Consider the following 21694-nt stretch of genomic DNA (forward strand, 5'->3'; position numbering starts at 1 on the left):
TAAGTAAATTTAGATACAACTTTACAAATAATTTATAGCTTACATTAATTCTGCTTAAATTTTTATAATTATTAGTGTGTAAACATTATTGTTGGTGCTTTTTCAATTGCCATTACTTCTAAAGTAATGTTATATTCAGATAATTTATTATCTGCACCTGTATACGCTGAGTTAAATAATCCATTTTCATAATTTTCGTCAGTATATTCAAGAGTTTCTACATTAATAGTTTTAAGATGTATTAATTGGAATCCATTATTATCAACTAAAATTGACCCTCTAGCTCCATCTTTAATTAAATTTTGAGCATTTTGCCCATCTGTTAATTCAATTGTAACCGTATCATTACCATTTTCATTTATTTCATACTTCCATGCATGTATAGTAGTCATGCCTGGTGTTCCATCAGGATTAACTGACATAATTTGTACAGTTTGCTCATTTTCTGGTGCCTTATACCCATCTACTTTACTATCAGCTAATGATGCTAAATCTGAACAAATTCCTCTAACTTATCTATCATTATATTTTATAAAAATTTATATCTTACTTATTAACGGTATATCTGCAGGTGCAATATTATAATTACATACTTCTTCTAAACTTACCCATCTATATTCATCATGGTCAGTAAGAACAATGTCGCCTTCAATTATTTCTGCAGTATAACCTAATAATTCAATAACCTTCCCATTACCATAATCATATATACTCTTACCAACATAATCTTTAACAGTAACCTTTATACTCATCTCCTCCATAAGTTCACGAACAAGGCTATCCTCAGGATTTTCCCCCTCTTCAACCTTTCCACCTGGAAATTCATAAAAGCCAGCAAGTGGTTTACCTTCCTTCTTCTTTGCTATAAGTATTTTATCATCATTTTGAAGTATTGCTGCTACTACCTTAATCATCTTATTACCACCTTACTTTTGTATTTTTTATACTTACTCTAATAAAAGCATATCAGCCTAAATTTTCTGATATGCTTTCTCTCAAATTATTTAATTCTATTTACAGTCTTTATAAGTTCTTCAAGTTTTTCTACTGACTCTATTCTTTCATTACATTCATTGCTATCTAAGCATACATAAAATCCAAGTGATTTATAATCATCTTCACTAGTCTGTTTACATATTGGAGATACAAATGCAACTTCACTTTCTGAACCGATGTGATTACATAAAGCACATATATTACTTCCCTTATTACTTGTTTTAGGCAGTCTACAAGCCATCCCAAATAGCTTCCCATCTAACTTATAAGTAATTAGTAGCTTTCTTGTTGATTCATCAATCCAGCCTAAGTATACAAGCTTAGACTCTTCTATATTTAAGTTAGGTAACTTTAGTTTCTTTTCTTTCTTAAAAACTTTAATAACCTCTGCTGATGATAGCTTTGGCATACCATATACATACTTATTAAGCTCTTTTAAATAAGGCTCAATAAGTAATGGATCAGTAATATTGCTAATATCAAGAACTTTCTTTTGCTCATCTGACAAATCATTAAAATGAGATAAAATCTTATCCTGGCAACATATCCTTACAGCATCAACAACATTTTTATCCACACAATTTCTAAGTACGCTATTTAAATCATCCATACATCTTTTTATATAATTATATTCTTGTTTCTTTATAAACTCATTCATTCTTTTATTACTCCTTAACTTTAAAATACTAAAAAAATCAAAGCAAAGAATACAAAAAATCATTTATATTTTTTCCAAAATCTTAATTTAAATTTTCAGCTAATTAATTAGTTATTTAAGCTCCAGACAAAGTATAGCTGACTTTGTTGTAGTCCTTGCAAGGAGCAAACTGATTTAAATCTGAAAGTCTTATATCCTTTCATGCTAACCACCTCCTATATATAAAATAATTATATCACCTATTTCTTATTTATAAATACTTGCTCTCTTATACTAGTACTTATATTCATCTTTAATACTATTATATTATTATCGTTTTATTTGCCTTATTTATCATTGATGGTGGAATTTCTTCATGAAGCTCCCAGACAAAGCTTATTGGTTTACTTCCTTGATGGCTCCTATACTCACAAGTTCCAAGATAAGTATACGGAGATGTTATACCATCTTTATTTTTATGCTCTCTTACAAATAAAGCAACCTTATTTCCTCTAGATAAATGTTTTATATATCTTTGTCCTGTTATGCTTTCTACTGATGTAGTACTTTGACTTTGCCAATGGAATAACTTTTCATTGATAGCATAGTCTTCATATAATGTTGATGGAGAAAAGTCTTTATCTGATTTATTTAAAGTAATGAAAAATATATCTAATTTCTTATCTTCAAAATACTTAACACCTTCTCTAAAAGCAGGCTTTTTATCTTCATTAAAGTATCCAAGAGCAGCCATAATCGTATCTCTTGAATAATCGCAATGTAAATCTAAAGGACAAGTAAACCCTAAATCTACTTCTTTATCCACAAAATCAATATGATTGTAATTGTAAGTTAGTATTTCAAATACTTCATTCATCATAACTTTATTATTAAGAAGTTTATTAATCCCCTCTCTTAATGATAACAATCCTTCTTTATCAGGAGCATTATTATAGAAAGTATAATACATCATATTTAGCATTAATCTCTCTTTCTCATTAAAGTCTACATCTGAAATATTATTATATTCTTTTATGACTCTTCTAATAAATTCAATAAATCTTCTTGAGTTAATAAAGAATATATTTTTTAGCTTTTTAGTTATTTCATTTTCATCTACATCATTAAACTCTTCTCTTACCCCAGCTAGTACAGATAATCTTGCAAAACTTCTATCTCCTGATTTTCCATAGAAATCTATTAAAGATAGATGATTATATGTTAAGAAATTTTCTAACGTTAATTCTAGGCCAGTATCTCCTTGGAATGTTTTTAACTTACTAATTAAATTATTCTTAGTATTAGATGCTGATTTAATATTTCTTAAAATATATTCTTTAGCTTGTTTTTCTAATTGAACATAGCATCCTTTAGGTAATGTTAAAAATCCATTTTCTATATAATTCTTAATTGAATGACTTGTTCTTCCTACAAGAGCCCTAAACTTTTCTTCAAAGTTATAATTCTTATGAGCTTGACCTACGAAGTCTAAAACTGTTAGACATTCTTTATTTTCACTTAATCTAAGCCCTCTTCCTAACTGCTGTAAGAATACAGTTAAGCTTTCTGTAGGTCTTAAGAAAAGAATTGTATTAACTTCTGGAATATCTACACCTTCATTATAAAGGTCTACAACAAATATGAACTTTATTTCTCCATTTACAAGCTTTCTCTTAGCATCATTTCTTTCTTCATCAGAACTTTTACCATGAAGAGCAATTGATGCAATACCATTATTATTAAAATAATTAGCCATGTAAATAGCATGTTCAACCCCAGCACAGAACCCTAATCCAATAACAGAATTCATATCTGTAACATATTTATTTATACTTGTTATAATCATATTTGATCTAATATCGTTATTAGTATAAAGATTATCTAGTTCTCTTATCTCATAACCTTTTCTACTCCATTTAAGCTTACTTAAGTCAACTGTATCTGTAACACAAAAATATTGGAATGGACTTAAAAGCTTTCTATCTATCGCTTCTGGTAATCTTATCTCAGCAGAAATCCTATCTTCAAAATAATTAAATACATCTTTACCATCTCCTCTTTCTGGAGTAGCAGTTAAGCCTAATAAAACTTTTGGTTCATAATAACTCAATAGCCTTTGATAAGATGGTGCAGCAGCATGATGGAATTCATCTACAATTATAAAATCGTAGTAATCTTTAGATGTTACTTCACATAAATCTCTACTATTTAAACTTTGAATAGATACGAATAAATACTCCAAACTTTCTGGTGCTCTTCCACCTACCATCAGCTCACCAAAATTATTATCTTTTAATATCCATCTAAAGGTATCCATACTTTGCTTTAATATCTCTTCGCGATGAGCTACAAACAATAACTTATTAGACTTTCCTCTATTTTCTTTGCAGAAATTCTTATAATCAAAAGCTGAAATTACAGTTTTTCCAACACCAGTTGCTGCAATAACTAAGTTTCTATACTTATTATGTATTTTTCTTTCAACTTGAAGTTTTTCTAATATTTCCTTTTGATAAGAATATGGTCTTATATCAAAAGGAAAATTAAACTCTCCGTTTTGTCTTTCATCAATTCTCTCATTTTTTAAGGATATCTTAAGTCTTCTTATATCATCATCTGTTCCTCTATAAGATACAAACTCTGCATCATTCCAATAGCTTTCAAAGGTAGCTTCAAACTTCTTCATAATATCAAAGGAATCTTGCTCAGTAATCTTAATATTCCACTCTAATCCTGAAGTTAATGCAGCATTAGAAATGTTAGAGGAACCTATATAAGCAGTAGTAAAACCAGTATCTCTTTTAAACATATATGCCTTAGCATGAAGTCTTGTCCTATCTGTATCATAAGATATTTTAATCTCTGTATTCTGTAATTCACTTAACTCCTGAATAGCCTTTAAATCAGTAGCTCCCATATAAGATGTAGTTATTATCCTAAGCTTCTTACCATTGTCCGTTGCCTCCCTAAGACTTTCAATAATACACCTTATGCCACTCCACTTAACAAAAGAAACTAAAAGATCTATAGAATCACAAGACAATATCTCTTTATTTAGCTCACTCAACATATTAGGCTCTAAAGATGCTCCAGTAAAAAGAGAACTTTGAGATAAAGGAGTTATAGGCCTAACAACACTCTTCTCAGATAATGCCTTCTTATTATTAACTCTAGAGTAAAGAGCTGTTAGCATCTCCCCATTTTCATCTATGTTATATTTCTTAATATCTTCTTCATTTGACACCTTACTTAATATGTCAATTATCTCATTACAAGCTTCTATCTGCTTTAAAAGCTTATCTCCATCCTCTTTTTCCTTATCTCTAATATAATTAAGAGATTTTCTTATAACTTGAGCTATGTATTGAGAAAGAATAGCCTTAGCTTCTTCTTTATCTAGACCTGATCTATTTATAATAAATTTATCTTGATCTAAAGAATTTAATTGTTCTAATATTTCTTGATTTATGACTTGTTCATATAAGCCTTGCTTCAATAACTTCACCTCTTTCTTCTTAAAATAATTAGTTAATTAAATTTTATCAGGAATGTAGCGTATAGTCTAATTTGATATGTAAAAAAAAGTCATAGATTATACTATGACCTTTTATTTACATGTGTCTGGTGGAAGTAAATAATGCCTCTTAAAATCCACCAATTATCTATTCATAAACTTTTTTGCATTCTATATTGAGTTCAATTCTTTAGTTGTAAAAAATATAACATTTTAGCTCCAAGAATTGAATTTATTAAACTATTGCTATAAATAACAACATAATAAAAGTTATTATTGCCCTGTTACTTTCATATATTATTAGCCCAGCCTATAATTTTTTTCAAGTTTTCTTCTCTTCTATATTTTAATGGTTCTAAAAAATCATTTTCTCCAATAATTACATTCCCCTTTAAAGATTCTTTCATTTTCTCTATTGTTTTTCCTTTCTGTCCTCCATGGCAACAAAAGATAGCAACTTTTTTTCCTGATAATTTATATTCATTAAAAAAAGTTCTTATAGGTGGCGAAAATGTATAAGACCAAACTGGAGTACCTATTACAATCAAATCATAATCAGACGGATTTATATTATTCCTTAACAATTTAGGTTTCGGATGTATAAAAAGTTGACGTATCCCCCAGGAGATTTTCATTATCCCAGTTATATTTATATTTTCTTCCGGTATGAGTTCCATAATATCTGCTTCTATTATTTTTGATATTGTTTCTGCAACAAACTTTGTACTTCCATCATGTGAATAATATACTACAAGCTTTTTCATATCTTCATCCTACTTTCTTAAAATACACATTAAATTTTTTTCTGCAAAGATTTTTTATATTCAGTAATAGTCATACCTGTCCAAGTTTGAAATGCCCTTAAGAATGAATTCAAATCTTGGTATCCTAATAAAAAGGCAATATCATCACTTATCATGTCAGTATTTTTTATATAGTTCTTAGCTAATAATTCACGTGTATGATTTAATTGCTTTTGAAATGTTGTTTTTTCTTCTGTCAATTTCCGTTGAAGAGTTCTTTTACTCATTCCAAGTTTTAATGCTACATCTTCAATATTACTACAACCTATAGGCAATAACTCTATTAGTGAACTCCTTACTCTTGCTCCAAAAGAATCTTCTACTTCTAACTCAGACAATCTTCGCTTAAGCTCCGGCTCAAAATAATCCCACATTACTTCATTCTCACTAACAAATGGTTTAAGAGAATCATTAAGTGATAAAGTCAAAGTACTTTTATTCCCTTTATTAATCTTACACCCAAAATATTTTTCTAACACCTTATTATTAATTGAATTCTGCAATGTTATTTTCAATGGAATTATATTCTCTTTAGTTGCTATCCTAATTAAATTAATCAAAAAAACAAACTCTGAAACTTCCAAAAATAAAGGTATTTTATGATACTTTTCTTCTGTTGATAATTCTACTGTAAAGCTCTTTTCTTCTTTTCTTATAATAAAAATCATAGGCCCAATAAGCTTCTTATACTGTGCTAAACGCTCTATGCAAGTCTGAGCATTTTTGCTACAAAAAGCTGCAAAAATAGGTGGAGAAAAAGTTTCAATACCTTCTGCAGTTGCAATTTTTATTAGTTTACTTTCATCAGGCATTACTTCACCAATGCTTTCCATAAAACGAAAGTATTCATCTTGTGTTAATCTTATATTCTTTCTACTAAATAAATCCTCTGGCAACCCTGATTTTATTAATATTTCACGTAAAGGCAACCCTACTGATGAAATAAGTGAACCATACCTACCATCAATAATAAAACGATTCATAAAAGATACTCCATTCTATTTTATTATTTTTCCTTCTGCATTTCATAAATTTGTTTCATCATTATTTTTTTAGGTGTAAATGGAGTCAATGCTAAAAACATTCTTTGAAGTAGCGACACTCCTGAAATTACATTTAATTTTCCTTTTAACATACCTTCATAGCCATCTTTTGCAACATCAACTGGACTAACAGTCTTTGAAAATAAGGGAGTATTACTCATATCTGATGCTTTAGCAAAACCTGTATCCATCGCACCTGGCATTAATGTAGTAATAGTTACACCAGTACCTTTAATTTCTTGCCATACAGCATTACTAAATGAAGTTACATATGCCTTTGTAGCATAATAAACCGCTTGTAATGGACCTGGCATAATTGCAGCCGTAGAAGAAACATTTAATATTCTACCATCCCCACGCTTAACAAAATCAGGTAAAAACAATTTAGTTAATCTTGTAAGAGTAATAACATTTACTTGAATCATTTGAATATCTTGCTCCATAGAACGTACATGGAACTCACCTCTACCACCAAATCCAGCATTATTAATTAAGTAATCTATTGTTATATTAGCAGCTTTCACTTCATCATAAATCTCCTGAGCTGCATTACTTAATGATAAATCTTTTACAATAACCATTACCTTTATATTGTATTTATTCTCAAGATATTTTTTAATTCATTTATTGATTTTAGTGGGTTCTATGGTGGAGGCAAATCATCTTATATCTCCATACTAATTTATTATCCTCTAATTATATCAACTATATCCTGTCCGTACTTTTCTATCTTTACTGGTCCAAATCCTTTAATTGAAATAAGATCTTCTTTAGCTTCCGGTTTTAGTTTTATTATTTCTTCCACCATCTCATTATTATATATAAAGTATGGCTTAACCTTTTCTTCCCTAGATTTATTTAATCTATATTCTTTTAATGCATTAAACACTTCTTCATATGACTTAACTTTTTCTTTTACTTCCTCTAATACAGGCGTTTCTACTTCATCGATACCTTTTTCATCATAAATTTCTTCTAGAATTTTTTCTTCTATTTCTTTTTCAATATTTTGTTCCATGAAATCTTCTTCAGTTAAAGAATACTTTTTATTATAGTCATAGCTAATAGATTTATTGTTTATTATGAAAAACTCTCCAATATCCTTCATTTTATCTTCAAACATATTAAAATCATTACTATAATAATTAATCTTCTTTTTTAATACCTCTATTAATTGATCGTATCTAAACATTTCATTCTTAACTTTCGCCGGAGCTTTAGTTTTATTAACTATGCTCTTTGGATTAGCTATTACCACTCCAGATATTACAGGTAATTTTTTAATCAACCCATTTTTTATAAGCATATTCTTTACTATTCTTATGTGTCTATCATTTTGAGTTATAGGGCTATAAATCCCTTCCTTTTTGATTACTTTGCCATCTTTATTTTTTATGTATCTAATGAAATCTCCGGATTCATTTATGTATATATCGCCATTAAGCTTTTTCGTTTCTAATATCATAATAAATTGTGCTGTAATTACTACAAAATCAAGCTGTGATACATAATCATTATCCTGTATTCTTACATCATGTAAGCATATCATTGGAATAAATGAATTTTTAAGTTCAAAATAAACATTTTTTTCACCTTGTACCCCATTCTTTAAAAAGGCTATGTCTCTTTCAATGTATTCTCTTTTATTAGATTTAACCTTATCTCTTAATTCTATCAAATCAATTAATTGTCTATTTTCATCTATGAATTCTTTATAAAAAACAGGTGATTTAATTTCTCTTATTCCTAATAAATTTTTAAATATTGCCATACTTTAATTACCTCCCACTCTTTCATTTTATATTGTAACATATTTTGTATTTAATGTAATATTTATCACCATTACCAATTCTACCCTTTACAACTTCTTAAATTCATTTTTTATTGTTATAAACGAAAAATATTATTATCGTACGTAAAAGTGTACAAAAAGCGTGCTTTTTAGCATACGTTTTTTTACTTTTTACACTTACAGCCTAATCCTAAAGCGTACTTAATTTTAAATCTAACTTTTATTTCTCCTGTAACTCCTACTAACTTACCCCTATCTTAATAAAGTCATAAGTTTATTAAATTTTTTATTGGAGTATTGTAACAATCGTTACAGACTTTTATATGTAAATTAATATAAAATGAATATTATATTTTAAGTTTAAGGAGGATATTATTATGGCTTGTGGATGCGGTACACATAGTAAAGATGGAAAGGCTATTGTAGATAGAGTTAGAGAAAAAGGTAAGGCAGATATGAAATTAAATACTCCACATACAATTACATGCTCATGTGGTGAATATTTTACAATGAGCACATTTGTAGATGTATGTCCAAATTGTAAAATGACATATGGAGTTACTCCATGTTCTCAAAATGATAAAGAAAATATTAAACCTGCTGGAATAAACTATTAAATTCTATATAACAATATAAAAATGCACCTATAGCTTAAACCGCCGTAAGTGCATTTTGTTATATTACTTTAAAATTCTTTCTAATTTTTTTAATTATTAAATACTATATATATATCCTTTTAATTTAATCTTTAGTATAATTCGACATTATTATCATTAATTCCTTTGACTTTTAAAAAAATATATATTTTTTTATTAAAATTAGCCATTTTACTTCAATTTAACCATTCTTTTAGCCTCTTATCACTCTTAAATTCAAAAATAATAGTATTGGTAGTGACAAAAAGGTAGTAACAAAATGTAAGGTAGTGACAAAAAGTAATGACAAAAAGGCACTACCTTTTTGTTAGTACCTTTAAGGTAATACAATTAGGATACTACTAAAATAGTATTACCCTATATAGTAATAAATATATTACTTCTACTACTTTATCTCCCAAACAAAAGCTACTGTATCGCTAATTTTTATATCCTCTGGCTCAATGCTTGGTGCATATGTTTCTGCAATAGCATAACTTTTGTTTTCTATTTCGTATGTTGTGTTAGAGTAAATATTTATTTCACTCCAATTATAATCTATGCTTACTAGTCTTCCAAGTGTGACTCTAGCTGCTTTAGTTAAAACCTCAGCCTTACTTCTTGCATTTTCAGTTGCTTTAATAAGAAGTTCTTTATTTATTTCATCTTTATCTTTTACTGAGAATCTTATATTAAATCTAGGCTCTACCTTTGACTTTGTTATTGCTGTAATCACCTTAGATAAAATTTCCATATCTAAATCAAACTCCAGCTTTAAATCTTGCTCACACTTATAGCCATCAAACTTACTTTTATAATTATTATTTTCATCATAATAGCTCTTATAGCTTGTTGTGATATTAAAATTTGTTGTTTTTAAATCTTTTTTATTAAAACCAACTTCTTCTATGGCCTTTTCTAATTCATTTACTGACTCTGTAGCAAGCTTCATAGTTTCATCATAATTGTATTTATGTGATACTAAATTCATAGTAATAATTATCAAATCTGGTGTAACACTTATATTACCAATACCCTTAACTGTAATTAACCTCTCCATAATTCCTATCCCCTCAATTAAAATAAATTTATTAATTTTATTATAACAGTTTTTTCAGTTAATACTAAATCATTGAACTTAGTCGAAAAAAATGTTAAGCTATCAATATTAAACTTAGTAAAATATATTTATCAAATGTAAATTTTAATTGATAAAAGAATATATTAAAGAGCTTATTTTTATAGGCTCTTTTTTACTAATGAAAAGAGGTACTACTATGATAAAAGTTAATAATTTGTCCTACTCATTTCCACAAAAAAATCTATATAACAATATTTCATTTACATTAGAAGATGGCCAACATTGTGCCTTTATAGGTACAAATGGTAGTGGAAAAAGTACTCTTATAGATATAATTATGGACCCTGAAAAATATCTATTTGATGGTTCATTAGAAATTGAACCAAATTGTAGAATTGGGTATGTACGACAATTCCAAGAATTAGATAAAACAAAAGAAATCACAGTTTTTGAATATCTAGCAGAAGATTTTCTTAAATTACAAAATGAAATAACATCTATCTGTACTGAAATGGAAACATCATCTGATATTGATACTTTACTTGAAAAATATCAACAAGCTCTAGATGCATTTGAAGCAATTAATGGTGATGATTTTGAAAACATTATTGATAAAAAGCTAAATCTTATTGAATTAATTAAATACAAAGATTTAATGATATCTGAACTTAGTGGTGGTGAGTTTAAGCTTATTCAAGTAATTAAGGCAATGCTTAATAGTCCTGACTTGCTTATTATGGATGAACCTGATGTATTTTTAGATTTTAAAAATTTAAATGCTCTTAAAAATCTAATTAATTCTCACAAAGGAACAACATTAGTTATCACACATAATAGATATCTATTAAATCATTGTTTTAATAAAATTATTCACCTTGAAAATATGGAACTACAAGAGTTTGATGGTGGCTATATCGAGTATAACTTCTCATTACTTCAAACCAAAATTGAACTACAAGAATTAGCTGCTGCTGATACTGAAGAAATTGAAAGAAATGAAGTTTTAATAGATAGATTAAGAGAGTTAGCAACTGAGAATGCTGAACAGTTTAGAGGTAAAACCTTAAGAGCTAGAGTTAAAATTAAAGAAAGACTAGAAGAACGTAGAATTAAAGCTCCATTTGTAGAGATTAAAGAACCTAATATAATTTTTGTTACAGCTAATGAAATAGAAGAAAAAACTGTTTTAAAAGTTAATGATTTTAATCTTGCTTTTGATGAAGTCCTTTTAGAAAATGTTAACTTTGAAATTAAATCTACTGATAAAGTAGCTATCGTTGGTTCAAATGGTACAGGTAAAACTACGCTTTTCCAAAAAATATTTAAAAACGATGATGATTCTATAGAAATAGATAAAGATATTAAAGTAGGTTATTTATCTCAACTTCAAGGTCAAACACTAAATTATTCTAATACTATATATGATGAGTTCTTTGATATTGGTTTTAAAACTCGTGATGATATTAAAGAATATTTAGAGGGTTATAATTTTGATGAAGAAGTATTAAATCAAAAGATAGGAACTTTATCTGGTGGAGAAAAGAATCTACTTCAGCTAGCTAAAATCTCTGAAGTCGGAGCTGATTTATTGCTTCTTGATGAACCTACAAGTCATTTAGATACATATTCACAACTAGCTTTAGAAAAGGCTATAAAAAGATATAAAGGTGCTATTTTAATGGTTTCTCATGATTACTATACTATAACTAACTGTATGGATTATGTATTACTTATTCAAAATAAAAAAATCAAAAAAATAAGCATACAACAGTTTAAAGATATTATTTATGTTAATCATTTTGATAAGCACTACTTAAAAAATGAAGAAAAGAAAAAATTGCTTGAAACAAAAATAGAATTAGCTTTAAGAGATAATAATTTTATTCTTGCAAAAGATTTATCTGAAGAATTAGAAGCTATTATTAAACTACTATAAAAATGGCCAATAATTAAATATTATAAGCTGAAGGCTATGGCATTAATTAACTCTTGCCATAGCCTTTAGCTTTAATTTATTTTTTACTTCATATTTATTAATAATACGTTTTTTTCGTAGTCATAACTTTTATATTTATCCGCCCCTTAACCTGTAATAAATATTATTAACCGTATTATATTAATCTCTTTTTATTCTGAACATAAATAAACTTAATGAAAATAAAATAAGCGAGATAACTATCATATAAAAAATATAATCATATATATAACTTATACTTTCATAAACCTGTAATTTTTCTATCCCCTCATATACTAACCTCTGCGGCATAAAACTTCCTATTTTTTTTAGGTACTCCGGCATAATATCAAAGTCCCAGAATACTCCTGATATCATGCAAGTCGGTATTACTACTAAAATATTGATAGTAGCTGCAATATACCTGTTCCTTGTAAAGCTTACTATAAATAAATTTAAGGATATAGCTATTAAGTTAAGCAGCAGCATAACCACTAAAAAATTATACGTATTTTCCATACCAAAATCTAAGTTTAATATCCTGCAGGATACGTAATATATAATACTACTCATAGACGACATAAGGTAAAATACTACAAGCAGTGCAATATAATATTTGTACGGTCTTATACCACTTGCTAATACCCTGTTTTTTGTATCCTGCTCCTCATCTTCAATTAAAAAATTTGCTATAGAAGCTCCGCTTATTAATATCATCATAATAACTATTCCTATAGAATTTTTTACTGAAGGTCTGCTTTCATTAACTTCATTTAAATCATAATTAAGCATGTGCTTTGTATATGCCTTATTATTTTCTATAAACTTATCTATGCTGCCATCACTTACTTTTGCTATTAAAGTCAGGTTATTTACTTTAGCTTTTATTATTGATAACAGTGTTTCTTTAATATCACTATTGGATATTGACTTGATTACAACTTTCCCAGCCTTAAAATTTAATATATCATCAGAAAAGCCATCATCAATAATAACTACCATCTGTATCTGGTGTGAAACAAGCATCAACTCATAACTATCATTACTTATTCCTACTGCATCTATATCTTCTATTTCATTTATAGATTTTATTAGCTCCCTTGAAATATACTTATTATCATTATCTATAATTCCTACTTTATAATCCATTTCCTGCCCAAAAGCAAAGCTGAAGAACACTATAATAACAGCAGGTGCAACTACCCCCATAACAATAAAGCTCTTCTTCTTTAGTAGTAGCTTAAATGTATTTAACATCACTCTAAACATTATTCTCACCTGCCCTCAGACTACAGATAATGCATATTATTAATAACACTGCTGACAGCTGTAATGATAATAATACCGATATAGTCTGGTAATTAGAAGGAATCCCTGAGCTTAAGCTTAACAGCGCTATGTTTGCCCAGTATGACGGCGCTATCTTGCACAGCATACTAGCTATTTCATTAGACTTTATTAATGATATGGGTAAATAAGCTCCTCCTAAAAAACCAAAGACTATTAATAAGGTGTTAAGGACACTGGCTGCTATCTTAGCATCCTTAAATACACAGCCTACAGTTATTCCTAAAATAGAGCTGAAAACTATCAGAGCTGTTAATACTGCCATGGTTGCCATAAGATTTATACCCCAATCAATCTTTAAAAAAACTGTACTGATAAAATAAACTATAATAACTTGAAGGATGCCAACAATAACTCCTAATATAATCTTTGATAAAATAATGCTGAAATCACCAGCTTTAGATACTTTTAATCTTAAAAATGTATTTTCAAAGCCTTCATTATAGACTGATACGCTGGTTATCTGTGATATATAAAGTATTATTAATACAAGCTCTGCAAAAGTATAATAAGTAAATGAATTTATACCTGAAGCAGATATCCCCTCTTCAACTACTATATTCTTTTCCTCACTCATATCATTTAATACCCTGGGATTTTCGCTTACTACTGTATTAATTACTGAATATCTTTCTAAATACTGGTCAAAAACGCTCCTGAATATTTTCTGAGCCCTGCTTTCTTTTTTTTCATTTCTATAAAAATCATATTTATCTTCATTTATATATATAAGAGCTAATCCTTCATAGCTGTTTACGCGATTTTTTCCATATATGTCGTCTGATAACTCTTCAAATTCTATTTTCATGCTTTCTTCACAGGTATCCTTAAAGCTTTTAAATACTTGTAAATATTCATTTCCGCTGCTTAAGTTATTAACTTTATAATAAACTTTTTTGTTTTCAAATATATTAAAGTCCACATTCATAAGTCCGTTTAATGAAAAACCCATTATAATTATAAGAGCAGCTGGAAATATAAACATTGTTGCTACATTAGATTTACTCCTAAAGAAATATAAAAGTTCCTTTATTACTAAACTAATCAATATCATTTTTTGCCCCTGTTATATCAATCTCTTAATTGTTTTCCTGTTAATTTTAAAAATACATCTTCTAATGTAGGAATTTCATTTTTTATATTTTCTATAACACCGCTATTATTAGTAATGGTATATATAATATATGGAATAATATTCATCCCCTTAGAATAGTAGCATTTTATTTCATTTTCAGTAACCTCTACTTTCTGTATCCCAGCTATTCTGCTTAGATGTTTTTTTATATTATAAATTTCCTTTTTAAGCTTTATTGTACATATGTCTTCATCAACCACAGTTGACTTTAGATACTCTTTAGTTCCTTCTACTATTATCCTTCCGTTATCAATAATGGAAATGTTATCACACAGTTCATCTATCTCCTCCATATAGTGGGAGGTATAAATTATAGTAGCTCCTTCTTCATTTAGCCTCCTGACTGATTCTAAAATATGATTTCTTGACTGAGGATCTATGCCTACCGTTGGCTCATCCATTATTATCAGCCTGGGACTATGGGCAATTGCACAGGCCATATTTAGCCTTCTTTTCATTCCACCTGAAAATTCTTTAGATTTTTTATTTTCAACATTTAAAAGCCCTGTAAAATCCAGAGCCTTATTAACCCTTCTTTTAAGCTCCCTGCCTCTATATCCATATAATGAACAGAAAAATGATACATTCTCCCTTGCAGTCAGGTCATGATAAATAGCAATATCCTGCGGCAGCAATCCAATGTTTTTTTTATATTTATTTATATTTGTTTCTCTTTCTTCAAATATCACTTTTCCAGAAGTCATCTTTTCAAGCCCGGATATAATTTTAATCAGAGTACTCTTTCCTGCACCATTAGGCCCAAGCAGTCCATATATATCCCCTTTTTTTATATTTAAATCTATACCCTTTACCGCTTCAAAATTATTATACTTTTTATGAAGATTTTCAATTTGAAGTATATACATAATATAACTCCTAAAGACAACTATTTATTTCTTTTATACTTACTTCCTCTGCAAAACCTCTTCTTATGCAGTGACTTTCACAATCCTTACTGTCACACTTTATACATGGATTGCTATCATAACGCTTTAATAAGTTCATAGCTCCAACAAAATTCCCTACAGCAGCCCTTCTATTAATATCCCTTATAGGAACATTATATCTGCATGCTTTTTCACATAATGGCTTATCACAAAACTGGCACTCTAAAGCTAGCTTTGCTATCTTTTCCTCCTTAGGATTTTTTCCAATTCTTATCTGCATTCTTTCAAAAGGCTTTTTAACTATATTCACATAATTTTTCATATTTTCATCATATTCAAATTCTTTCATCCCAAGTTCTCTTAAGATAAGATTTGCTGCGCTTATCCCTGAGATTGTGACCGCCGGTGTCCCTGTTCCCATAACAGTGGATTCTCCGCAGTTGAAGAGATTCTTTATTTCGCTTTTAGTTTTCAGCCTTTTCATCATATGCTGGCCAAGCTTCTGCTTTGGTCCTGCAACACTTCCGCCTTCCTTTAATACATACCTGTTCAATGTAGTCGGAGTGCTGACCTCTACATGGCATATATTTTCCTTAAAGCCAGGAAACCTCTTTTCAAGGACATCTAAAATCCTGTTCTTTTCAGCCTCCTTCATATCCTTATATTCCTGTGTATTATAGTCATTTTTATATCCCTTAGGCCATTTCTTAAAGCTTGGGCCTATTGCAGCTATAGTATGATATCCTGCCGGGCAGAGTGTCTTATCATCTATGCTTAAAATGTATGCAGTAATTTCTGATTCATCTAATTTAGTTTTATCACCAATGAGCATTTCAATAGGAAGTGTCCCTTCTGGTATTGATTTTTCTTTTACAAGTGCATATAGAACTACTGATGGATATGAAGGTTCTAAAGATTCTGTCCATTTTCTTATTTCTTCACTCGCATTATCCTTTAGTAGCTTATTATATAAATTCCATACTGTTCCTGAATTAATAATGTACTTAGCGTTTATAACGCTTCCATCATCCAGCCTTACCTTAACCGCAGTATTATTTTCTACTATTATCTTTTCCGCTTCTCTGTTATAAATCATCTTCCCATTATTTTCTTCGATTACCTTCTCTAGCTTTCCAACTAAATTAAGTGTTGATCCTGCAGGATAATAACTTCCACCGAAATGATTATCAACAAACATCACTGAAGATAATATAGCCGGAGTTTCTTCAACATTTGTATAACAGTATGTAGATGTAAGCTTATCAAATAGATTAAATACCTTTTCATCTTTGAAATACTTTTTTAAAATACTCGTTGTATTTTTATTCATATATCCTAAAAATCTAATATACTCCACAGGATGTCTTAAAAACCCCTGAAGCCCCTGTTCTTTCTTTATTGCATCCGGTGATATAAAGTTAGGCTTCTCTGCTATTATTTTCATATACTGTCTGCTTAAGTCTCTATAGAACCTTTTAAAATTATCTTTTTCCTTTGGAAATACCTTTGCTAATTCTTCTATAAACCTATCAAGGTCTTCATAAAAAACTATTCTATGCTCACCATAGTTTACAGCATAAAGTTCATTATGCTTTATTATATCTATTGGCTCTTCTAATGCATTAAATACAAACCTATGTGGACTAAACCCCTTGTCATTAAATCCGTATATCATCCCAACTCCCTGTTCAAACACTACGTCTTTTCTTTTAAATATCCCGCATGCCCCTCCTGGTTTATTCTGAGCCTCTACAACGCATACATTCAGCTTCCGTTTTGCCAGCAATGAAGCAGCAGTAAGACCTGATAGTCCTGCCCCTATCACAATAACGTCATAATTCATATACCCTCCTTAATTGTTCATAAAAACACTCTTCTCTTATTAACTTTATTCTTGTAATAGAAAAAATATTAACCTTGCCATAAAACATCTTAAAAATACTGAATTATTACTACTTACAGAAGCATATATACTATCTTTTTCACTGTTCATCTCTACAAATACAAAATTGATAAAGAAATGTACAGTAAACTATTATCTGACTTAAAAGAACGCGGTGTCTTAAAGCAGTAACTCATAGTCTGTCCTTATGTTCTTACTATTGTTCATTATATATAAAGCTAGTAGCTGTTACTTAGTAACTTCTACTAGCCTTATATATATGACTTCATAATTGTTCCTATATAAATACCCTAAACTATATAATTCTATGCAACTATTTCACTTGTTTCTGATTTATGCATTACTCTCATAACTTTCTAATTTATCTTCAAAAGAATCTCTTAAACTTTCTTCTTTTTCATTTACTAAAGGATTCATAGTTAATACTGGTATATTATTTTTATTTCTTATTAAGTTTTCTATTTCAAGTGCTATATTATGATTTTCTTTTAAATACAGCTTTGCATTTTCCCTTCCTTGTCCTATCCTTATTTAATTATAAGAGAACCATGCACCACTCTTCTGAATAATTCCATCATTAACAGCAATATCTACCAAATTTCCTTCTTTTGAAATACCTTCATTAAACATTATATCAAATTCAGCTATCTTAAATGGTGCTGAAACTTTATTTTTAATTACCTTTACCTTGACCCTATTTCCTAGGAATTGTTCACCATTTTTTATAGTGTCAATCCTTCTAATATCTAATCGTACAGATGCAAAGAATTTAAGAGCTCTTCCTCCCGCTGTTGTTTCAGGATTTCCAAACATAATACCTATTTTTTCTCTTAACTGGTTTATGAAAATTACTGTGCATTTTGATTTGCTAATAGCTCCAGTAAGCTTTCTTAAAGCCTGTGACATTAGCCTTGCCTGTAACCCTATATGAGAAGCTCCCATTTCACCTTCAATTTCTGCTCTAGGTACAAGTGCAGCTACAGAGTCAATTATTATCACATCTATGGCATTAGTTCTTACTAATGCTTCAGCTATCTCCAATGCCTCTTCACCTGTATCTGGCTGGCTCACTATTAGCTCATCGGTATCAACACCTAACTTCTTCGCATATATAGGATCTAAAGCGTGTTCTGCATCTACAAACGCTGCTGCCCCTCCATTTTTTTGTGCTTCTGCTGCTATACTTAATGCAATAGTGGTTTTACCTGATGATTCTGGTCCATAAATTTCTATTATTCTTCCTTTTGGTACTCCCCCTACTCCTAAAGCAATATCTAAAGCTAATGAACCTGTAGATATAGATTCAACATCCATTGAGGATTGTCCTCCAAGCTTAACAATAGCTCCTTTTCCAAATTGCTTTTCTATCTGACTCATTACATTTTCTAACACCTTCAACTTATTATCATCAATATTCATTCATACCATCTCCATTTGTTAAAATAAAAATGCGCTGTACGTTACGGCAAGTGGTATGACCGTAGGTACAACGCATTGACTTATAAAAAGTATATCACATTTTTTCATTCTGATGTAATACATAATTTTTTTCTAGTTAATTTTATTATATAAATCTTGTATTATTTAATTAACTATTCTGATTATATAAAGCTTCATTGTCAGCTTTAGAATTTTTTTATTTTTTTATTATAAATCTTTAGTTTTAATCTATTTTTTTATAGTAATGTTGCAATTGCTAGAACATCCTTTACTATGTGGACAGCCTATGCATTTTACACCTTTTTTCTTTTCTTTAACTACCTTAGTAATCGATAATGCTAAAATAAGTATAATTATTAATAATACAATTACATTTCCCATGCTGCACCTTTATTTTTACCATTGCTAGCAGCTTTTTCACTGCCTTTTTTCATAAGGAATATAATTATAGCTGCTATAACTGCTACTGCTATAAGTCCTGGAACAAATGCAGTTCCAAATGAACCTGTAGTTACTAATGTTCCTATTTGATAAACTAAGAATGAAACAGTATATCCAGTAGCAAATTGGAATCCAATTCCTCCCCATAACCACTTTTTATCTTCCATTTCTGAGTTCATTGCACCAATAGCTGCGAAACAAGGTGGAGTAAATAAATTAAACATTAAGTATGAAAGTGCTGCTACTGAAGTAAGTCCCATAATTTGAGATACTTCTGAAACTCCTGATACTAAAGCTAATTCTTCAACATCTATAAAGTTAGTTATTGAATATACAACTGCTAAAGTTCCTACAACATTTTCCTTAGCTATAAATCCAGTAATTGCAGCTGCTGCTAATTGCCATGCTCCAAAACCTAATGGAATTAATATAAATGCAAATGGTGAAGCTATTGTAGCTAATATACTAGTATTCTCTGCACCTTCTGCAACTAATTGGAATTGCCAATTGAAACTTTGCATTATTTGTATAACTGTATTACAAAGTAATATAATTGTTCCTGCTTTAACTATGAAAGCTTTTCCTCTTTCAAACATTGAAACTGTAGCTCTTTTTATACTTGGAACTTTATATTGAGGTAGCTCCATAATGAAGTATGAACTTGAATTCTTTTCTCCTGTAATTCTAACAACTATTAATGCACCTATAATTATTAAGAATATTCCTAAGAAGTACATTAATGTTCCAACCCATGCAGCATCGTTGAAGAATACTCCAGCAAATAAAGCAATTACAGGAAGTTTTGCTCCACATGGCATAAATGGAGTTAACATTGCTGTTGTTCTTCTTTGTCTCTCATCTTTTATAGTTCTTGTTGCCATTATTCCTGGTATAGCACAACCTGTACCAATAATCATTGGAATAATACTCTTCCCGCTTAATCCTATTTTCTTAAAGAATCTATCCATGATTACAGCTATTCTAGCCATATATCCACTGTCTTCTAATAATGCTATTAAGAAGAATAAAATCATAATTAATGGTAAAAATCCAATAACTGCTCCTACTCCACCTATAATACCATCTAATAGTATTGAGCTTAATAATGGTGATACATTTGCTCCAAGTAAACCTTCTACAAATGCATAAACCTTATCAACCCCTGCAACAAGAATGTCAGCAAATAATGGTCCTAAATATGTTTGCGATATTGAGAACACCGCCCACATAACTGCTGCAAATATAGGAAGTCCAAGCCATTTATGAGCTAATATTCTATCTGCCTTGTCCTGAAGTCTTATCTTATCCTCAGTGTTATTTCTTTTCTCAACTTTAGCTACAATTCCTTTAACAAAATCGTATCTCTTCTTATCATTTTCTTCTACTTCTTTTTTATTTGATAAATCAATACCTTGTCCATCAAAAGGTGCTTTTTGACTATTTCCTTTAACTTCTATAGCTTTCTTTATAAGAGATTCTATTCCATTATTATTAGTTGCTATTGAAACAGTCTCAACAATTGAGCATCCTAAAAGCTTTTCTAAAGCTTTGATATCAATTTTAGTTCCTTGCTTTTTATTTAAATCAGTTTTATTTAATGCAATTACGACTGGTATATCTAACTCTAATAACTGGGTTGTAAAGAATAAACTTCTACTTAAGTTTGTTCCATCAACTATATTTATAATAACATTTGGATTTTCATTTTTTATAAAGTCCCTAGTTACATTTTCTTCACTTGTAAATGGCGACATAGAGTATGCCCCTGGAAGATCTATTATTTTTATCGAATCCCCATCTTTCATTAGTGATTTTCTTATACTACCTTCTTTTTTATCTACGGTAACTCCTGCCCAGTTACCAACTTTTTCACTTTTCCCAGTAATAAGATTAAATAAAGTAGTCTTACCACTATTAGGATTTCCTGCTAATGCTATTTTCATCATTTACCCCCAGATATATTATTTCGATCTGTTAAGTTATATGAACATTGCTCTTCTCAACCTAAGGAAATACAATAGGTTTGCAAAACTAAATAATACCCCCTTAGAAAAGGAGAGAAGAACAATGAACAAGACTAATATAA

At 29.3% G+C, this 21694-nt stretch carries 17 protein-coding genes and 1 pseudogene; 2 read left to right on the top strand and 16 right to left on the bottom strand.

Annotated elements, in window-relative coordinates; translation table 11 throughout:
• Window positions 1-71: 71 nt before the first annotated feature.
• The 8 genes from LQE93_RS15130 to LQE93_RS15165 all read right to left on the bottom strand — a co-directional run bounded on the left by LQE93_RS15130 (window position 72) and on the right by LQE93_RS15165 (window position 8764).
• Window positions 72-422 (bottom strand): hypothetical protein, encoded by a 351-nt coding sequence (locus LQE93_RS15130; RefSeq protein ID WP_231074285.1) that lies wholly within the window; start codon window positions 420-422, stop codon window positions 72-74.
• Window positions 423-539: 117 nt separating this feature from the next.
• Window positions 540-914 (bottom strand): (deoxy)nucleoside triphosphate pyrophosphohydrolase, encoded by a 375-nt coding sequence (locus LQE93_RS15135; RefSeq protein ID WP_231074287.1) that lies wholly within the window; start codon window positions 912-914, stop codon window positions 540-542.
• Window positions 915-1000: 86 nt separating this feature from the next.
• Window positions 1001-1654 (bottom strand): FusB/FusC family EF-G-binding protein, encoded by a 654-nt coding sequence (locus LQE93_RS15140; RefSeq protein ID WP_231074289.1) that lies wholly within the window; start codon window positions 1652-1654, stop codon window positions 1001-1003.
• A gap of 301 nt (window positions 1655-1955) precedes the next feature.
• Window positions 1956-5129, bottom strand: coding sequence for a DEAD/DEAH box helicase (locus LQE93_RS15145; protein ID WP_231074290.1), 3174 nt, complete (start codon window positions 5127-5129; stop codon window positions 1956-1958).
• 308 nt (window positions 5130-5437) lie between these two features.
• Complete coding sequence (locus LQE93_RS15150; RefSeq protein WP_231074292.1) at window positions 5438-5911, bottom strand: flavodoxin family protein; 474 nt, start codon at window positions 5909-5911, stop codon at window positions 5438-5440.
• 29 nt (window positions 5912-5940) lie between these two features.
• Entirely contained in the window at window positions 5941-6933 is a 993-nt protein-coding gene (locus LQE93_RS15155) for an AraC family transcriptional regulator (RefSeq protein ID WP_231074294.1), read from the bottom strand.
• Window positions 6934-6956: 23 nt separating this feature from the next.
• A complete protein-coding gene (locus LQE93_RS15160; protein WP_331000433.1) occupies window positions 6957-7613 on the bottom strand; it encodes an SDR family NAD(P)-dependent oxidoreductase in 657 nt (218 codons plus the stop codon).
• A 65-nt stretch (window positions 7614-7678) separates the two neighbouring features.
• Window positions 7679-8764 carry an HRDC domain-containing protein gene (locus tag LQE93_RS15165; RefSeq protein WP_186839105.1) on the bottom strand — a complete coding sequence of 362 codons (1086 nt, stop codon included), beginning with the start codon at window positions 8762-8764 and terminating at the stop codon, window positions 7679-7681.
• A 398-nt stretch (window positions 8765-9162) separates the two neighbouring features.
• Here LQE93_RS15165 and LQE93_RS15170 point away from each other — a divergent pair, with 398 nt between their 5' ends.
• The gene (locus LQE93_RS15170) at window positions 9163-9402 is read left to right on the top strand and encodes a hypothetical protein (RefSeq protein WP_186839104.1); all 240 of its coding nucleotides are present in this window, start codon (window positions 9163-9165) and stop codon (window positions 9400-9402) included.
• A 424-nt stretch (window positions 9403-9826) separates the two neighbouring features.
• Here the strand turns inward: LQE93_RS15170 and LQE93_RS15175 are convergent, their stop codons facing one another.
• Window positions 9827-10480, bottom strand: a complete 654-nt coding sequence (locus tag LQE93_RS15175; RefSeq protein WP_231074296.1) for an SIMPL domain-containing protein — start codon at window positions 10478-10480, stop codon at window positions 9827-9829.
• A gap of 217 nt (window positions 10481-10697) precedes the next feature.
• On the opposite strand from LQE93_RS15175, the gene LQE93_RS15180 reads away from it, so the two are divergent.
• Window positions 10698-12437 carry an ABC-F family ATP-binding cassette domain-containing protein gene (locus tag LQE93_RS15180; RefSeq protein WP_231074298.1) on the top strand — a complete coding sequence of 580 codons (1740 nt, stop codon included), beginning with the start codon at window positions 10698-10700 and terminating at the stop codon, window positions 12435-12437.
• A gap of 180 nt (window positions 12438-12617) precedes the next feature.
• On the opposite strand, the gene LQE93_RS15185 is transcribed toward LQE93_RS15180, so the two are convergent.
• The 7 genes and pseudogenes from LQE93_RS15185 to feoB all read right to left on the bottom strand — a co-directional run bounded on the left by LQE93_RS15185 (window position 12618) and on the right by feoB (window position 21551).
• Complete coding sequence (locus LQE93_RS15185; RefSeq protein ID WP_231074300.1) at window positions 12618-13724, bottom strand: ABC transporter permease; 1107 nt, start codon at window positions 13722-13724, stop codon at window positions 12618-12620.
• Window positions 13717-14856, bottom strand: a complete 1140-nt coding sequence (locus tag LQE93_RS15190) for an ABC transporter permease (protein ID WP_231074302.1) — start codon at window positions 14854-14856, stop codon at window positions 13717-13719. The genes LQE93_RS15185 and LQE93_RS15190 overlap by 8 nt, the downstream gene beginning before the upstream one ends.
• 17 nt (window positions 14857-14873) lie before the next feature.
• Window positions 14874-15803: an ABC transporter ATP-binding protein gene (locus LQE93_RS15195; RefSeq protein WP_231074304.1), complete on the bottom strand. Its 930-nt coding sequence runs from the start codon at window positions 15801-15803 to the stop codon at window positions 14874-14876.
• Window positions 15804-15813: 10 nt separating this feature from the next.
• Window positions 15814-17667, bottom strand: coding sequence for a phytoene desaturase family protein (locus LQE93_RS15200; RefSeq protein ID WP_186839099.1), 1854 nt, complete (start codon window positions 17665-17667; stop codon window positions 15814-15816).
• Window positions 17668-18060: 393 nt separating this feature from the next.
• Window positions 18061-19146 (bottom strand): annotated as a pseudogene (gene recA, locus LQE93_RS15205) (recombinase RecA).
• A gap of 249 nt (window positions 19147-19395) precedes the next feature.
• Window positions 19396-19548 carry a FeoB-associated Cys-rich membrane protein gene (locus LQE93_RS15210; protein ID WP_084759006.1) on the bottom strand — a complete coding sequence of 51 codons (153 nt, stop codon included), beginning with the start codon at window positions 19546-19548 and terminating at the stop codon, window positions 19396-19398.
• A complete protein-coding gene (feoB, locus tag LQE93_RS15215) occupies window positions 19536-21551 on the bottom strand; it encodes a ferrous iron transport protein B (RefSeq protein WP_055266258.1) in 2016 nt (671 codons plus the stop codon). Before feoB ends, LQE93_RS15210 begins: the two co-directional genes overlap by 13 nt.
• Window positions 21552-21694 lie beyond the last annotated feature (143 nt).

Origin of the sequence: Clostridium sp. NSJ-145, from assembly GCF_021044725.1 — a bacterium.
Taxonomy (GTDB): domain Bacteria; phylum Bacillota; class Clostridia; order Clostridiales; family Clostridiaceae; genus Clostridium; species Clostridium disporicum_B.

What these genes read in the sequence shown, in the direction of transcription:
- LQE93_RS15130 (WP_231074285.1), bottom strand. Translation starts at nt 422, where the DNA reads ATGTCAGTTAATCCTGATGGAACACCAGGCATGACTACTATACATGCA.
- LQE93_RS15135 (WP_231074287.1), bottom strand. Translation starts at nt 914, where the DNA reads ATGATTAAGGTAGTAGCAGCAATACTTCAAAATGATGATAAAATACTT.
- LQE93_RS15140 (WP_231074289.1), bottom strand. Translation starts at nt 1,654, where the DNA reads ATGAATGAGTTTATAAAGAAACAAGAATATAATTATATAAAAAGATGT.
- LQE93_RS15150 (WP_231074292.1), bottom strand. Translation starts at nt 5,911, where the DNA reads ATGAAAAAGCTTGTAGTATATTATTCACATGATGGAAGTACAAAGTTT.
- LQE93_RS15155 (WP_231074294.1), bottom strand. Translation starts at nt 6,933, where the DNA reads ATGAATCGTTTTATTATTGATGGTAGGTATGGTTCACTTATTTCATCA.
- LQE93_RS15165 (WP_186839105.1), bottom strand. Translation starts at nt 8,764, where the DNA reads ATGGCAATATTTAAAAATTTATTAGGAATAAGAGAAATTAAATCACCT.
- LQE93_RS15170 (WP_186839104.1), top strand. Translation starts at nt 9,163, where the DNA reads ATGGCTTGTGGATGCGGTACACATAGTAAAGATGGAAAGGCTATTGTA.
- LQE93_RS15175 (WP_231074296.1), bottom strand. Translation starts at nt 10,480, where the DNA reads ATGGAGAGGTTAATTACAGTTAAGGGTATTGGTAATATAAGTGTTACA.
- LQE93_RS15180 (WP_231074298.1), top strand. Translation starts at nt 10,698, where the DNA reads ATGATAAAAGTTAATAATTTGTCCTACTCATTTCCACAAAAAAATCTA.
- LQE93_RS15185 (WP_231074300.1), bottom strand. Translation starts at nt 13,724, where the DNA reads ATGTTTAGAGTGATGTTAAATACATTTAAGCTACTACTAAAGAAGAAG.
- LQE93_RS15190 (WP_231074302.1), bottom strand. Translation starts at nt 14,856, where the DNA reads ATGATATTGATTAGTTTAGTAATAAAGGAACTTTTATATTTCTTTAGG.
- LQE93_RS15195 (WP_231074304.1), bottom strand. Translation starts at nt 15,803, where the DNA reads ATGTATATACTTCAAATTGAAAATCTTCATAAAAAGTATAATAATTTT.
- LQE93_RS15200 (WP_186839099.1), bottom strand. Translation starts at nt 17,667, where the DNA reads ATGAATTATGACGTTATTGTGATAGGGGCAGGACTATCAGGTCTTACT.
- LQE93_RS15210 (WP_084759006.1), bottom strand. Translation starts at nt 19,548, where the DNA reads ATGGGAAATGTAATTGTATTATTAATAATTATACTTATTTTAGCATTA.
- feoB (WP_055266258.1), bottom strand. Translation starts at nt 21,551, where the DNA reads ATGAAAATAGCATTAGCAGGAAATCCTAATAGTGGTAAGACTACTTTA.